Genomic DNA, 14,429 nt, shown 5'->3' on the forward strand with positions numbered 1-14,429 from the left:
TTCCCCCGGGACGGATGCGTACCGGCCGCACCCACCGTAGCGTGCGTGGGCCAAGGGAGTTGGCCTCTCCGTACCCCGTCCCCCTCGGCCCCCTCGTCCGTTCGCGCGTCAGCTCCCCGCGTCCGCCCGCCCCCAGGTGTGACCGGCCCGCTCCCACGCGCGGTCCCACTGGGCGTACCTCCGCTGGACGAGCCGCCATACGACCAGCCGCCGGACGATCTCCACCAGGCCACCGGTGCCGAGGGCGGCACCGAAGCCGGCGAGCACCGCGTGGACGGCGGCGGTGCGGGGGTCCATGGGCCGGGTCGAGACCCGCCCGCGGTCGTCGGTCCACAGCGGGAAGCGGTCGCCGGGGCCGGTGGCCCGGGGAACGGAGACCGTGCCGGAGCGCGCCGTGCCGTCCGGGCCCCGCCAGTGGGCGACGATCCGGTGGTACCCCTCACGGTCGGCGGCCGCGTCGCGACCGCTCTCCGCGGACCTGCCGTCCGGCACCGACCGCACGGCGGTCGCGCTCACCGGATGCCGGTGCCGATGCTGTTCGCGGACGGTCTGCCGCAGCGCCTCGTGGGCGAGCGAGCCCGCGCCCCAGCCCACGGCCGGCCCCGCGAGCAGCGTCACCAGCACCGCGACCACCCCCACCCAGGCCTCGACGAGATCGCTCCGGCGGCGCAGCGGGCTGCGTCGCCAGTGCCATGGCCGGGTCGTCGCACGCACCATGCCCACCCCCTCACCCGTCCGTAGATACCTCACACAGGGCATCGCATGCGGAGGAAGGCGGCGCGGGGCGCAAAATCACCCCCGGTGGACCACGATGGGGGCGGCGCGTTGACGTGCGGCGGGGGTGTAAGGCGGCTCAGTCGCGAAAACGGGGGCGGGGCGGTCCGGCAGCGGGCCCGGGCGGATTGGGCCGGGACCGCTCAGTCGAGGACCTCGACGCTGTCGCCGGCCCGCAGCACTCCGGTGTGCTCCGGGATGAGGTTCTGCCCGAACACGAGCTTGTCACCTATCCGGTGGTGCCGGGCGAGCGTGCGCAGGGGCTCCCTGCCGCGCTGGGCGGTGCTCTGGTCGGTCGTCGTGACGACGCACCGGCCGCAGGGCTTGACCACCCGGAAGGTCACCTCCCCGATCCGTACCCGCCGCCACTCGTCCTCGGCCCGGGGCGCGGTGCCCTCGATCACGACATTGGGCCGGAAGCGGTTCATGGGCAGCGGGGCCTCGGCCGCGTGGCCGCCCTGGGCGATGAGGGAATTGAGCGCGTCGAGCGAGGCGACGGTGGTGAGCAGCAGCGGATAGCCGTCGGCGAAGCTCACGGTCTCGCCCGGCCGGGAATAGCGGGGATCGACGGGGCGGCGCACCGCCGGCTCGTCCATGTGCACGAGCCGGGCCTCGCTCCCGAGGTGCGCGCTGACCCACGCGTCGGCCGCGGCCCCCGCGGGCACCGTCTCGACCTTGTCCCCGAACAGCTCGACGGTGACCAGCTCGCCGGGGGCGCCCACGGCCGGCACTGCCACATCGAGCGGCTCGGCCCCGGCCGCGCTGAGCCGGACCCCGCCACCCGGCAACGGCCGCGCGGCGGCCAGCGCGAGCCGCGGCTGCTGCCGCTGGGTGATCATCCGACCGTCGGGGTCGGCCAGCATCCACCTCCGGTCCCCGGCGAGCCCCCACGGCTCCACGGCCGTCTCGCCGGGGCTGTACCCCGCCATCGACTTGACCGGATAGCAATGAACCGCATGCAGTACAGGCTTGGACATGCGGTCATTTTGCCAGCCGGGTCGGACAGTTGGCCGATCGGACCGACAAGCGGCACGATCAGCGGGGTCGGTCAGTATCCGCCCTGGTTCGGGTACGGACGGTTGTACGGGTCCTCGTACGGCGCGGGGGCCGGGCGGGGCGTGACGGGGCGCATCGCCTCGTACCCCGCGGGGCCCGTGACGCCGCCCGGGCGCTGCTGTTGCTGCTGCGGACCGGGGTAGCCGCGCGGCGCCGAGGCCTGCTGCGGGATGTACGGCGCGGGAGCCTGCTGCAGCCCGGCCGGCTGCGGCGCGGACATCTGCTGACCGTACTGCGGGGCCTGCGCGGCGTAACCGCCCTGCTGGCCCTGCGGCGCCTGCTGCGCGGAGGGCCCGGACGGCAGTGCCGGCAGGGCGGGCAGCGCCGGCTGCTGGCTGCCCATGTCGTACGGGGAGGAGACCCGGATCGGCGCGATCTGCGGGGTGCCCCGCTCGGCGACGAGGCTGTCGTAGATGGGGGTGTCCGGGAACGACGACGCGGCGTAGTAGCCGCCGCCGTAGGTGCTGCGGGGGGAGGTCATAGCCCATAAGTTAAGCCCACGACCTGACCCCGGTCTACGGCAAGGTCCCCCCGGTGCGCCTCTGACCTGCAAAGACGCAGACCGGTCCAGAAGCGACAACATGGTGCACAAGTGAACGATTGGTCACCTGTGACTGCTGGTACCCGTGCCCATATCGCCGCGATACGGACGCTGCTGACGGGATGTCAGCCGGTGTCGGCGAAAAACGACCTCAGGGTACGTTGGAACGATCCAGAGACTCAGCTCGTTCGTAAGGGGTGGAGCATGGGGATGCTCAAAGGAACCAACGTCCGCATTCCGGCACCCGCGGTGCGGGTCGAGCTGGGCTGGCGGTCGGGCCCCGGCGTGCCGGACGTCGACGCCTCCGCGCTGCTGCTGGCGGCCGGCAAGGTCCGCTCGGACGCGGACTTCGTCTTCTACAACCAGGCGGTGCACGCCTCCGGCGCGGTGCGGCACGAAGGCAAGCGCCCCGCCGGTGACGCGATGACCGACACCCTCACCGTCGATCTCTCGGCCGTCGAGCCCGCGATCGAGACGGTGGTCCTCGCGGCCTCCGCCGACGGCGGCTCGTTCGGGCAGGTGCCCGGGCTGCACATCCGGGTGACCGACGCCGCGGGCGGCGCGGAGCTGGCCCGCTTCGACAGCACGGACGCCACGGTCGAGACCGCCTTCGTGCTGGGGGAGCTGTACCGCCGGCAGGGCGAGTGGAAGTTCCGGGCCGTCGGCCAGGGCTACGGCAGCGGCCTCGCGGGTCTGGCCACCGACTACGGCATCAGCGTCGACGAGCCGCAGCCCGTGTCCGAGCGGCCCGTGCCCGCCCCGCAGGCCCCGCCCGCGCAGCCCGTGCGGCAGCAGCCCGCCGCCCCCGCCCCGCAGGCCGCCCCGCCGCCCCCGGCCCAGCCCGTGCGGCTGACCAAGGTCACGCTCACCAAGGAGGCCCCGGCCGTCTCCCTCACCAAGCAGGGCGGCACCTCCGGCGCGCTGCGGGTCAACCTCAACTGGCAGGTGCACAAGCAGTTCAAGAGCTGGGGCCAGAAGCTCGGCAAGGCCATGGCCCTCCACTCCGACCTGGACCTCGACCTCGGCGCGCTGTTCGAGCTGAGAGACGGCAGCAAGGGCGTGGTGCAGGCGCTCGGCAACTCCTTCGGCTCGCTGCACCAGCCGCCCTTCATCCACCTCGACGGGGACGACCGGACCGGCGCGTCGGCATCCGGCGAGAACCTGACCGTCAACCTCGACCACATCGCCGACTTCCGGCGCATCCTGGTCTTCGTGACGATCTACGAGGGTGCCCGCAGCTTCGCCAACCTCAACGCCACCGTCACCCTCCAGCCGCAGCACGGCGCGCCCATCGACTTCTCCCTCGACGAGTGCACCGTGCCGTCCCCCGTCTGCGCGCTCGCCCTCATCACCAACAACGGCGGCGACCTCGTCGTCCAGCGCGAGGCCCGCTATCTGGTCCCGGACCGCGGCGTCAGCCCGCAGCGCACCCTCGACCGCGCGTACGGCTGGGGCATGAACTGGACGCCGGGCCGTAAGTGATCTTCCGGCGGCTCAGGGCGCGGCCTCGGGGCGGGCGTACGTCCGCCCCTTCCAGGCCGCGCCCCGGCCCCGGTAGTGCCGCACCGCCGAGTCCACGGTCATCAGCGTGTACAGCACCGCGGTGAACGGCAGCAGCACCGCCGACCACAACGGCCGGCGGTAGTAGCGCAGCATCGGTACGTACGTCGCCGTCATCACCGCCCACGCCGCCGCACCGGCCACCAGCGGCACGGCCTCGCCGGTCAGCGCGCCCGCCACCAGTGCCACCGGCGGGGCGAGGTACACCACCGCCAGTCCCACGACCGTGCCCGCCAGCACCAGGGGCTGGTGGCGCAGCTGGGCGTACGCGCTGCGCGCCACCATCCGCCACAGCCCGCCGAGGCCCTCGTACGGACGGACACTGTCCACCCGGTCCGCGAGCCCCAGCCAGATCCGGCCCCCCGACCGCTGGACCGCTCGTGCCAGGGACACATCGTCGATCACCGCCTGCCGGATGGAGTCCGGCACGCCCGCCCGCAGGGCCGCCTCGGTCCGCAGGAGCACGCACCCGCCCGCGGCCGCCGCCGTCCGCGCCCCCGGACGGTTGACCCAGCGGAAGGGGAAAAGCTGCGCGAAGAAGTACACGAACGCCGGAACGATCAGCCGCTCCCAGAAGGCCGCCACCCGCAGTCGCGCCATCTGCGACACCAGGTCCAGCCCGCCCGAGTGGGCCGCCGCGACCAACTCCCGAAGGCTGTCCGGCGCGTGCGCGATGTCCGCGTCGGTCAGCAGCAGGTACTCGGCGTCGGTGCGGGAGCGGGCGAGCGCCATGCCGTGCCGAACCGCCCACAGCTTGCCGGTCCAGCCCGGCCCGGGCTCCCCGGGGGAGTCCACCGTCAGCGGCAGTCCGCCGCGCGCGGCCGCCAGGGCGCGGGCCACCTCGCCCGTGCCGTCCGTACTGCCGTCGTCGACGAGGAAGATCTCGGCCCGCCCCGGATAGTCCTGCGCGAGCAGCGACGGCAGGCTCGCCGGAAGCACCTCGGCCTCGTCCCGGGCCGGCACCACGATCGCGACCGACGGCCACCGCTCCGGCGGCGTGCGCTCCGGCAGCCTGATGTCCGTGCGCCAGAAGAAGCCCTGTCCCAGCAGCAGCCACACCCACGCGGCCAGGGAACCGACGGAGATCCAAGTCAGCGCGTTCATCCGCCGCAGTCTGCCGCACCGCCCCCGCCCGCGCGGGCACCCGGCGAATCCCGGGCGGCCGTGTCCCCGGCACGGGACGACGGGCCCCTGGTGTGCACCTGCGCTGCGCGGCGGTGTCCTCGCCCGCCGGGCGCCGCGGCCCCGGACGTACGGTCCCGCAAGCGCGCCGGACCGCATCGATTAAAGTGACCGGGTGAAGATCGCGCTCATGGACTCCGGTAACGGCCTACTCGCGGCGGCCGCCGCCGTGCACCGGCTGCGGCCCGACGCCGATCTCGTCCTGTCCTCCGACCCCGACGGCATGCCGTGGGGACCGCGGACCCCCGAGGACGTCATCGAGCACGCCCTGGCCTGCGCCCGCGCCGCCGCGGCCCACCGTCCCGACGCGCTCATCGTCGCCTGCAACACCGCCTCCGTGCACGCCCTCGTCGCGATACGGGCCGAACTGGAGCCCGAGCTGCCGGTCATCGGGACCGTGCCCGCGATCAAGCCCGCCGCGGTGGGCGGCGGTCCGGTCGCCATCTGGGCCACCCCGGCCACCACGGGCAGCCCCTACCAGCGCGGTCTGATCCGCGACTTCGCGTCGGACGTCGAGGTGACCGAGGTGCCCTGCCCGGGGCTCGCGGACGCCGTACAGCGGGCCGACATGGAGGCCGTCGACGCCGCGATCGCGGCGGCCGCCGCCCGCACACCCCGTGAGGTAAGAGCCGTCGTCCTGGGCTGCACCCATTACGAGCTCGTCGCCGAGCGTATTCGCGCGGCCGTCCGGCCCGCGTCGGCGCTCGGCGCTCCGCCCCTCACCCTGTACGGCTCCGCCGTGGCCGTCGCCACCCAGGCGCTGCGCCGCATCGGAGCCTCGCCCGCCCCTGAGGCCGCGCCGACGGGCGAGCTGACCGTGCTGCTCAGCGGCCGCGAGGGGGCGCTGGAGCCCGCGTCGCTGACCTACCCGGAGGGGCGGTCGCTGACGACGGCCGGTTCCGTGCGTCGTCCCGTGCGCCCCTGAACAACCGATCACGTCCCGTCCGCGCATGACCCCTGCCGCGGTGGCGGAACGTGAGTAGGCTGCCACGTATGAGGGACCACTCCGAGGGCCCACAGGGTCAGGGGAGCTCATCGAGCCCCGAGGACGACAAGCAGCCGGGCGGGATCCCGCTCCTCACCCCGGAGACCGACGGCGGCACCGATATCGCCGTCTGGACCGGGCGGGCGACCAACCGCGTCCAATGGCTGATGGCCGTCGCCGGTGCCGCCTGTCTGGCGCTGGGCATCGAGCTGGCCGTCGACAGCGCGTGGACGTCCGGTCTCGCCCCCCTGGTGATGGCGGTGGTCGGCTGCGTCGCCGCCGGGCTGCTGATGCTCTACGGGACCATCGCCTTCGTCCATGTGGCGGTACGGGTCGACACGGAATCCCTGGAAGTGCGCTGCGGCCACATCGGGGTCCCGCGCACCCGCATTCCTCTCTCCCTTGTCGTCGGCGCGGATTTCGCCCCCCGCGTCACCCCCCGCCAATGGGGCGGCTGGGGCTACCGCTGGCGCCCGGAGAAGGGCACCGCCGTCGTCGTGCGGCGAGGGGAGGGCTTCGTGCTCCGCCTGGGTGACGGTCGTACGTTCACCGTCACGGTGGACGACGCCGAAGCCGCCGTGCGGGTGATCCGGGCCCGGCTGGGCCTCGACGCCGGCCGCAAAGCCTCTGCCTGAGTCACTCCGGCGGGCGCGGGTGCTCCGGCGCTCATCGCGCCCACTACCCTCGACGCATGGCGACCCCCGACTTCATCCGAGAAATCCGTGCCACGGCAGGCCACCAGCTGCTCTGGATGCCCGGCGTGAGCACCATCGTCCTCGACGACGCGGGTCGCGTCCTGCTCGGCCGGCGTTCCGACAGCGGTGAGTGGTCGATCATCGGCGGCATCCCCGAGCCCGGCGAGCAGCCCGCCGCCGCGGTGGTCCGCGAGGTGTACGAGGAGACGGCGGTCCACGTCGTACCGGAGCGGGTCCTGCTCGTACAGGCGCTGGAGCGGATCACCTACCCGAACGGCGACGTCTGCCAGTTCATGGACATCTGCTTCCTCTGCCGCTACGTGAGCGGCGAAGCGCGGGTGAACGACGACGAGTCGCTGGAGGTGGGGTGGTTCGAGCCGGACGCCCTGCCGCCCATGGAGGACTTCGCGGTGTCGCGGATCAAGCAGGCGACGCAGGGCGGGCCCACCTGGTTCGAGGGGATCGGCCAGGGCTGAGGCGGGCGGCGGGCCGGTGCCCGTGCCCCGGAGAGCGAGCGGGTGGGGCCGGCGGTGACCGCCGGCCCCACCCGCATGCGTCACGGTGACCCGGTCAGCACCTGTTGCTGGGGTCCTTGGAGCCGCCGTCGTCCAGGCGGGCGTTGTAGACCCAGCCGTTGACCTGGGTCCCTCCGATGCGGACGTGGGTCCACTTGTTGCCGGCCGAGTTGGTCACCCAGCAGTGGTAGTAGAGCGTCACCGCGGTGCCGACCTCGGCGGTCACGGAGCAGTCCTCGCTGGGCCCGGTGCGTATCAGGGCGCTGCTGCCGGCGGCGGTGCCCTTGCCGCCGGACTTGTTGGACCAGGCCGGGTGGGTGCACGCGTCGGCCCCGGTGGGTGCGGCGCCGGCCGGCGGCGCGGAGACGGCGAGCGCCGCCGACGCGGCCAGCAGCGGGACCACGGCCGCGGTGAGAAGCCGTGCCTTCGTTCTGATGGTGCCCATGGGTCGCCCCTTTGCTCGACGGGCAGCCGGTGCGGCTGCCGTGATGGCTCCGAGGATGCGACACGAAGGCCCGGGAGAACCGGGTGCACGGCACATCTGACCGAAAGGTGCTACGGGCACTCACCAGGGACAACTACCGTGCGTATCAGGCGCTTCGGGCGCATCCACAGCGGCTGCGGCCAGCACCTTCGTGGCTGTGAGGGGCCGCTGTGCGAACAGTGTCTGCCTTGGCCGGAATCCCGCGGGCACGACGGCCGACGGCCCCCGGAAGCTGTGCGTGGCCGGGGGCCCGGACGGCACCCCGAGACATGCTCTGAACGACCGCCGACGGCGTCAGTGCCGACGGGCGATCGTGTCGAGGTGTGCCTCGAGCGCGACCAGGTCGGGGCGGTCGAACACCGCCTGCGTCCGGGCCCACTCGGTGTTGTCGGCCTTGTAGGCCGCTACGACATCGCCGACGGTGGTGCCGGTCATGGCCGCGACGACATCGGCCACGTCTGCTGTGAGGCCGTACACACGGGCGAGGACGCCGAAGACCTCGATGTGGTCGTCCCGGTCCTCGGGGGCGATGCGCTGTTCGATCCAGCGGGTGAAACCGCTGTGAAACTCGCTGTCATAGCGCTCCATGGCGCTGCCCCCCTGTGAAACGGACAGCAATCCCCTCGGAGGCAGTGGCTGCCCTAGCCCAGCTGCTCGGCCAGGAAGTCCTCCCAGGTCCGCTCGCCCACCGTGGCGCCGTCGAACGACAGGTTCTTACCGTCCCGGTACGCGCGGCCGACCTTGCCGGGCATCCGCATCGGCATCATCAGCCGGCTCCTGCCGCGCGCCCGCAGGTATCCGCGGGCCAGCTCGGCCATGCCGTACACCGTCGGCCCGGCCAGATCGGGCACCGGACCGGACGGCTCGCCGAGCGTCAGCTCCACGAGCCGGGCCGCCACTTCACGCGAGTCGACCGGCTGGAAGCGCAGCCCGCCCGGGCAGGGCACCACCGGCATCTTCCCCATCTTCTCCACCACGGTCAGAACGAGGTCGTGGAACTGCGCGGCACGCAGCGTCGTCCAGGGGATGCCGGAGTCGGCAACGGCCCGCTCGGCGCCCAGCTTGGCCCTGAAGTAGCCCAGCGGCATCGTGTCCGCGCCGATCACTGAGATGTACACCATGTGCTTCACACCGGTTTGCGACGCCGCCCGCACCAGGTTCGAGGTCGCCTCGTCGTCGCCCTTGGGGCCACCCGCGAGGTGCAGGACGATCTCGGCCCCCTCCACCGCGGCCTCGATGCCCTCGTCCTTGAGCAGGTCGCCGGTCACGTACTCGACGCCGTCCTCCGGCTCCCGGCCGTGCCGGCTGAGTACCCGCACCGTGCGGCCGGCGTCCCGCAGGAGGGGGACGACATGGCCGCCCAGCGTGCCCGTACCACCGGTGACCAGGATCGATGACGTCATGACTGCTCCAAATTCGTTCGGTCCGGAAGTCGGTGTCCCGGTACCTTCAGCGGGCTTTTGTGTATCTGCTGACATGACCCCCGGCGACGAAGGAATGTGACACGGTGGACGAACGCGATTGGCTGACCGACCGTTTCGAGGAGCACCGGCCTCGTCTGAGAGCGGTGGCCTACCGCATGCTCGGCTCCCTCAGCGAGGCCGATGACGCCGTCCAGGACGCCTGGCTGCGAGCCACTCGCGCCGACACCGGCAAGGTCGAGAACCTCGGTGGGTGGTTGACCACGGTGGTGGCGCGCGTATGCCTGAACATGCTGCGCTCGCGCGAGCACCGGCGCGAAACCCCTCTCGACATAGCGCCGTCGGACCCGGTCATCGGCCCCGAGGACGGGGGCGACCCCGAGCGGGAAGCGCTGATGGCCGACTCGATCGGGCCGGCACTGCTGGTGGTGCTCGACACGCTGACGCCGGCCGAGCGCCTCGCCTTCGTGCTGCACGACATGTTCGCGGTGCCGTTCGACGAGATCGCCCCGATGATCGAGAAGACGTCGGCCGCGACGAGGCAACTCGCGAGCCGCGCACGTCGCCGGGTCAAGGGGAGCACCCTGGCGCCCGCCGCCGACCTGGCCCGTCAGCGTCGCGTCGTCGACGCCTTCCTGGCCGCCACCCGCGGCGGGGACTTCGACGCTCTGGTCGGCCTGCTCCACCCCGGTGTGGTGCTCCGTGCCGACAAGGCGGTCGTTCCCACCCCCGAACCCATCGTCATCGAAGGCGGCCGCACGGTCGCCAAGGGCGCGATGGCCGCCATGGGCCGGGCCCGGTTCACCGGCACGGCGCTGGTCGACGGAGCGGTCGCACTCGCGATGGCCCCGCTCGGACGGCTGTCGCTGGTGCTCCGCTTCACGATCACGGAGGACAGGATCACCGAAATCGACGTGATCGCGGAGCCGGAGCGGCTCCGCCGACTCGAGATCGCCGTTCTCGACGCCTGACACACCGCGGGAAGCGGCGGTGGACCACGCGTGTCCACCGCCGCCACCCTCCGCGCAGCCAACGGCATCGTGCACGGCGGAATCGCGGCGACCATGTGCGACACCGCCTGCGGCTTCGCCGTCCACAGCTTCCTGCCCACGGGTGCCGGAAGTCCCCGGCTCGCGCCCGGCCCGCGCCCTCTAGTCCGGTGTCGACGTGGGGGGCAGGGACTGCTCGGTCCAGACGGTCTTCCCCTCGCGTCCGTAGCGGGTGCCCCACCGCTCGGTGAGCTGGGCGACCAGGAACAGGCCACGGCCGCCCTCGTCGGTGCTCCGGGCGCGACGCAGATGGGGGGCGGTGCTGCTGGTGTCGGAGACCTCGCAGATGAGGCAGGGGCCGAGAATCAGTCGCAGGGTCACCGGTCCGCCGCCGTAGCGGTAGGCATTGGTGACCAGTTCGCTGACGATCAGTTCGGTCGCGAAGACCATGTCGTCGAGCTGCCAGACGCTCAACTGCTCGGTCATCAGGGCGCGGGCCTGTCCGGCGGCCTGTGCCTCGGCGGGCAGTGTCCAGGTGGCGACCCGGTCCGCCGGCAGGACGCGCGTCCGGGCGAGGAGCAGGGCCACGTCGTCGGTGGGCTGGGCGGGCAGCAGCGCTTCCACGACGGCCCTGGACATCTCCTCCACGGACCGGGCGGAGCCGGACAGTTCCTGCGACAGACGGGCCAGCGCGGCGTCGATGTCGGCTCCGCGCGTATGGATCAGCCCGTTGGTGTAGAGGGCGAGGACGCTTCCCTCCGGCAGTTCGAGTTCCGTGCCCTCGAACGGCAGACCGCCCAGGCCGAGGGGCGGCCCGGCGGGGAGGTCGGGGAAGCTCACCTGCCCCTCCGGGGTGACGAGCGCGGGCGGCGGGTGACCGGCGCGCGCCAGGGAGCAGCGCCCCGACACCGGGTCGTAGACGGCGTACAGACAGCTGGCCCCGGTCACCTGGTCGTTGGGGAAGTCCCGGCTGTTGACCTCCTGTTCGGCGGCCAGCCGGTGCACGAGGTCGTCCAGGTGGGAAAGGACCTCCTCGGGGTCGAGGTCGAGTTCGGCCAGGGTGTGCACGGCGGTGCGCAGCCGGCCCATGGTGGCCGCCGCGTCGAGACCGTGCCCGATGACATCACCGACGACGAGGGCGACACGGGCCCCGGAGAGCGGGATGACATCGAACCAGTCACCGCCGACACCCTCCACGGCGCCCGCGGGGATGTACTGGTGCGCCACGTCGACGGCCGACAGTTCGGGCAGTTCGCCCGGGAGCAGGCGGCATTGCAGGGACAGCGCGGCCTGGTGCTGCCGGGTGTAGCGGCGGGCGTTGTCGATGCAGACGGCGGCACGGGCGGCGAACTCGTCGGCGAGGGTGAGGTCGTCGCTCTCGAACGGTTCGGGGTTGTGGGCCCGCCACAGGGTCACGAAGCCGAGGACGAGGCCCCGGGCGGCCAAGGGCACCATCATGACCGAGTGGACGCCGAGGGCCGCGGCGCCCGCGGCGCGTTCCTGGGCCACGGCGGACATGCCGAGGCCGCCCTCCACATGGGCCACCAGGATGGGACGCTTCTCGGCCAGACACCTGCCCTGTGGCGTGTCCGGCGCGAAGCGGATGAGGCCGCCCACCGGATTCAGGACCTTCTCCGCATGGGCGACGACCGACTTGGCGGCTTCCCTGCGGACCGGCCCGAAGCCGTCCTGGGACGGTTCCTCGCCGTGGCTCACGGGTTCGAGGAGGTCGACGGTGGCGCAGTCGGCCAGTTCGGGGACGAGGACCTCGACCAGCTCACGGGCGGTCGTGCCCACGTCCAAGGTGGTGCCGATACGGGCGCCGGCTTCGTTGATCAGGGCGAGCCGGAGCCTGGCGCGGTGTCCTTCGGTGACGTCTTCCACCAGTTGGGTGACGCCCAGGACCTCTCCCGTGGAATCCTCCAGCCGGAACGCCGAAACGGAGACGAACCGCTCCCGGCAGGGGGCGGTGAGCAGCCGGCAGGACTGTTCGGTGAAGATCATCGGGTGGCCGGTCTCGAGGACCTGCCGCAGCCGGGCGTCGATCGTCTCCGCGTCCTCGGCCACCAGGAAGTCGCCGATGCGGTGTCCCCGGGTCTCTTCGGGCGGGATGCCGCCGATTCCGGCTATGGCCCGGTTGACCCGTAGAATCCGCAGGTCCGGGGCGTGGACGGCGAGGCCGATGGGGGAACGCCGGAAAAGCGCTTCCAGGACCGCCCGGTCGGTTTCCCACTGGACCACGTCCTCGGCGGGCGCGCCGACCAGGAACCACTCGGCGGACGGCTCCTCCCGGGTGACACAGCGGACGCGGACTCCCATCCGCACCCGGTGGCCGTCGCGATGGAGCACGGGCACGACGCCGAACCAGCCCTGGGCCCGCAGGCACGCCGCTGCCGCCTCCGTGACACGGTCCCGGTCGCCGGGGTCCACCAGCACCTCGATCGCGGGGCGGCCCAGGACCTCCTCGGCCCGGTGGCCCAGCAGCGCCTCGGCGCGCCGTCCCCAGCCCACGACCGTTCCCCGGTGGTCCACTACCGCGGAGGCCGCCTGGTCGATCGAGAACGGATCCTCCGGGCTCTCGCTGAACAGCCTCATCGCCTCGCCCGTCACACCGCCCTCCTTCCGTGACCGTCGGCTCCAGCCGGGTGTGCTTCTTCCACAGTGACGGGTGTCCGAGCTCGGCGCTTCTCACATACCGCCCGGCGAGGAGCCCGCCCGGCCCCCTGGGCGGGCTCAGGCGGCGTGCCGGCCCCGGCCCGCGGCGGTGCGGCGGTCGGCCTGTGTCTCTTCGGGCGGCGGCGCGGGCAGCGCGGTCGGCTCGGGGGAGGGGAGGTCGGGCACGGCCCGCAGATGGCGTCCGGCCGGCGCGTGGGGCTGCGGGGCAGGCCCGCGCAGCAGACGCTCCTCGTAGCGCCCCAGGGCGAGCACCCCGCAGAGCAGGAGCGGGGGAAGGAGGAGGGCGACTGCAAGCATGTGGGGCTCCTTCAGAGAGTTCTCGGAGGGTGAGCCTGTGGTGCGCGTTACCGCCCACACCCGTCGGAAACCCACCAGCCGCATATATCTGCTCGGGGGTGGGACCGGCGACAGTGCTCGGCGTTTCAAACGCCAGGGCGCGTGGAACGACGAGTAACTGATCAGGACCGTCGTGGACGCGGCCGCGTGATCACCGCCCGTATCACCCTCTCGCTCCGCAAAAGGAGAAAAAGCTTGTGCGCCTGATGACGCGTGCCCTCGGCGCGCTGATCGCCGCCGGGGTGCTCACCGTTTCCCTTCCGCTCGGCTCCCGGGCCGCTACCGGTGAATTCACCTATCACCGGTTCGACGGCACGAACGACACCCTGAAGACGATCGAGGACCCGAAGGACGGCACCTGCTTCACGGTCTTCCGGTCCCGGGTCCCCGTGACGAACAAGACCGGCAGCCACGCCCGCCTCCTGAACGGCCGGTCCTGTCAGGGGGACGAGGTGGAGAAGGTCGCGCCGGGAGAAACCCTGGGGAAGAGCGACTACGAATTCAGCAGCGTGCTCTTCAGCCGTGAGTAGACGCGCGCGGAGCTTCTTTTTGACGGCTCTTCCCGAACGGCGGCAATACCCAGGGTGTCCGTTCGCCGGTTCCCGCCCCTCAGTTGATGATGAAGGTCATCCGAGGAAAAGGAGACCCTGTGTCGGAACGGCAGAGGAAGGGCCGGGTCGCCGCGGTCCTCGGCGTGGCGCTGGCGCTCTCACTTCCCCTCGGGGCGCAGATGGCCTACGCGGATCAGGAAGTCGTCGTCGCGGTGGCGAACGCCTACCGGGACGATCCGCCGGACGCCGACCCCTGCGCGGGCGACAAGCCCGGCACCGCGTGCGGCGGGGCACAGGAGAAGGACCCCTGCAACACCCCTGAGGGTTCACAGAAGCCGCAGGCGTGCGGGGGCATCACGGACAACCAGTCCGAGATGCAGCGTTGCAAGCCCAAGATCACCACGGACAATTCCTGTCTCGACGAGGTGGCGACCGACGGGAAACGCGAGAAGGACCTCATCGACGGCCAGGAGGCGAAGGTCGGTCAATTCAACGACCGGCAACGGGAGGCCGACCCGGCGCGGGCGGTCGACGACGCCTGCTCCACCCCGCTGTCCGGTCTGCCGCCGTTCAAGAAGGACCACTATGTCTTTCTCCCGACGGGGTGCGAACCGAGCCCGTAGACCTCAAAAGGAGACGCCGTGACCGGACGGTGTGCAAGGAA

General features: G+C 72.3%; 16 protein-coding genes. 7 read left to right on the forward strand and 9 right to left on the reverse strand.

Annotated elements, in window-relative coordinates:
* Nucleotides 1-108: 108 nt before the first annotated feature.
* From AB8O64_RS32230 to AB8O64_RS32240, 3 genes are all read right to left on the reverse strand, one after another.
* Nucleotides 109-717 carry a hypothetical protein gene (locus tag AB8O64_RS32230; RefSeq protein ID WP_370423114.1) on the reverse strand — a complete coding sequence of 203 codons (609 nt, stop codon included), beginning with the start codon at nt 715-717 and terminating at the stop codon, nt 109-111.
* Between the two features lie 200 nt (nt 718-917).
* Nucleotides 918-1,751 carry an MOSC domain-containing protein gene (locus AB8O64_RS32235; protein WP_370423115.1) on the reverse strand — a complete coding sequence of 278 codons (834 nt, stop codon included), beginning with the start codon at nt 1,749-1,751 and terminating at the stop codon, nt 918-920.
* A 71-nt stretch (nt 1,752-1,822) separates the two neighbouring features.
* A complete protein-coding gene (locus AB8O64_RS32240; protein ID WP_356450022.1) occupies nt 1,823-2,311 on the reverse strand; it encodes a DUF6643 family protein in 489 nt (162 codons plus the stop codon).
* Between the two features lie 264 nt (nt 2,312-2,575).
* Between AB8O64_RS32240 and AB8O64_RS32245 the strand changes: the two genes are divergently transcribed.
* Entirely contained in the window at nt 2,576-3,853 is a 1,278-nt protein-coding gene (locus AB8O64_RS32245) for a TerD family protein (RefSeq protein ID WP_370423116.1), read from the forward strand.
* A gap of 12 nt (nt 3,854-3,865) precedes the next feature.
* On the opposite strand, the gene AB8O64_RS32250 is transcribed toward AB8O64_RS32245, so the two are convergent.
* Nucleotides 3,866-5,035 (reverse strand): glycosyltransferase, encoded by a 1,170-nt coding sequence (locus AB8O64_RS32250; RefSeq protein WP_370423118.1) that lies wholly within the window; start codon nt 5,033-5,035, stop codon nt 3,866-3,868.
* A gap of 193 nt (nt 5,036-5,228) precedes the next feature.
* Here AB8O64_RS32250 and AB8O64_RS32255 point away from each other — a divergent pair, with 193 nt between their 5' ends.
* The 3 genes from AB8O64_RS32255 to AB8O64_RS32265 all read left to right on the forward strand — a co-directional run bounded on the left by AB8O64_RS32255 (nt 5,229) and on the right by AB8O64_RS32265 (nt 7,269).
* Complete coding sequence (locus tag AB8O64_RS32255; RefSeq protein WP_370423120.1) at nt 5,229-6,038, forward strand: glutamate racemase; 810 nt, start codon at nt 5,229-5,231, stop codon at nt 6,036-6,038.
* Between the two features lie 68 nt (nt 6,039-6,106).
* Nucleotides 6,107-6,733, forward strand: coding sequence for a hypothetical protein (locus AB8O64_RS32260; protein WP_370423121.1), 627 nt, complete (start codon nt 6,107-6,109; stop codon nt 6,731-6,733).
* 56 nt (nt 6,734-6,789) lie between these two features.
* Nucleotides 6,790-7,269 (forward strand): NUDIX domain-containing protein, encoded by a 480-nt coding sequence (locus AB8O64_RS32265; protein WP_370423123.1) that lies wholly within the window; start codon nt 6,790-6,792, stop codon nt 7,267-7,269.
* A 94-nt stretch (nt 7,270-7,363) separates the two neighbouring features.
* Here AB8O64_RS32265 and AB8O64_RS32270 read toward each other — a convergent pair whose 3' ends face one another.
* The 3 genes from AB8O64_RS32270 to AB8O64_RS32280 all read right to left on the reverse strand — a co-directional run bounded on the left by AB8O64_RS32270 (nt 7,364) and on the right by AB8O64_RS32280 (nt 9,195).
* Entirely contained in the window at nt 7,364-7,753 is a 390-nt protein-coding gene (locus AB8O64_RS32270; RefSeq protein ID WP_370423125.1) for an SH3 domain-containing protein, read from the reverse strand.
* A 333-nt stretch (nt 7,754-8,086) separates the two neighbouring features.
* A complete protein-coding gene (locus tag AB8O64_RS32275; RefSeq protein ID WP_370423126.1) occupies nt 8,087-8,380 on the reverse strand; it encodes a hypothetical protein in 294 nt (97 codons plus the stop codon).
* 53 nt (nt 8,381-8,433) lie between these two features.
* The gene (locus tag AB8O64_RS32280) at nt 8,434-9,195 is read right to left on the reverse strand and encodes an SDR family oxidoreductase (protein ID WP_370423128.1); all 762 of its coding nucleotides are present in this window, start codon (nt 9,193-9,195) and stop codon (nt 8,434-8,436) included.
* A gap of 104 nt (nt 9,196-9,299) precedes the next feature.
* On the opposite strand from AB8O64_RS32280, the gene AB8O64_RS32285 reads away from it, so the two are divergent.
* The gene (locus tag AB8O64_RS32285) at nt 9,300-10,184 is read left to right on the forward strand and encodes a sigma-70 family RNA polymerase sigma factor (RefSeq protein WP_370423130.1); all 885 of its coding nucleotides are present in this window, start codon (nt 9,300-9,302) and stop codon (nt 10,182-10,184) included.
* A 180-nt stretch (nt 10,185-10,364) separates the two neighbouring features.
* Here AB8O64_RS32285 and AB8O64_RS32290 read toward each other — a convergent pair whose 3' ends face one another.
* Both AB8O64_RS32290 and AB8O64_RS32295 read right to left on the reverse strand, forming a co-directional pair.
* Complete coding sequence (locus AB8O64_RS32290; protein ID WP_370424040.1) at nt 10,365-12,797, reverse strand: SpoIIE family protein phosphatase; 2,433 nt, start codon at nt 12,795-12,797, stop codon at nt 10,365-10,367.
* A gap of 138 nt (nt 12,798-12,935) precedes the next feature.
* Complete coding sequence (locus AB8O64_RS32295; protein WP_370423131.1) at nt 12,936-13,175, reverse strand: hypothetical protein; 240 nt, start codon at nt 13,173-13,175, stop codon at nt 12,936-12,938.
* Nucleotides 13,176-13,411: 236 nt separating this feature from the next.
* Between AB8O64_RS32295 and AB8O64_RS32300 the strand changes: the two genes are divergently transcribed.
* On the forward strand, nt 13,412-13,744 hold the full coding sequence (locus AB8O64_RS32300) for a hypothetical protein (protein ID WP_370423133.1): 333 nt from the start codon (nt 13,412-13,414) through the stop codon (nt 13,742-13,744).
* A 119-nt stretch (nt 13,745-13,863) separates the two neighbouring features.
* Nucleotides 13,864-14,388, forward strand: coding sequence for a hypothetical protein (locus tag AB8O64_RS32305; protein ID WP_370423134.1), 525 nt, complete (start codon nt 13,864-13,866; stop codon nt 14,386-14,388).
* The last annotated feature ends 41 nt before the right edge of the window (nt 14,389-14,429 follow it).

The organism is Streptomyces sp. QH1-20 (assembly GCF_041283565.1).
GTDB classification, from domain to species: domain Bacteria; phylum Actinomycetota; class Actinomycetes; order Streptomycetales; family Streptomycetaceae; genus Streptomyces; species Streptomyces syringius.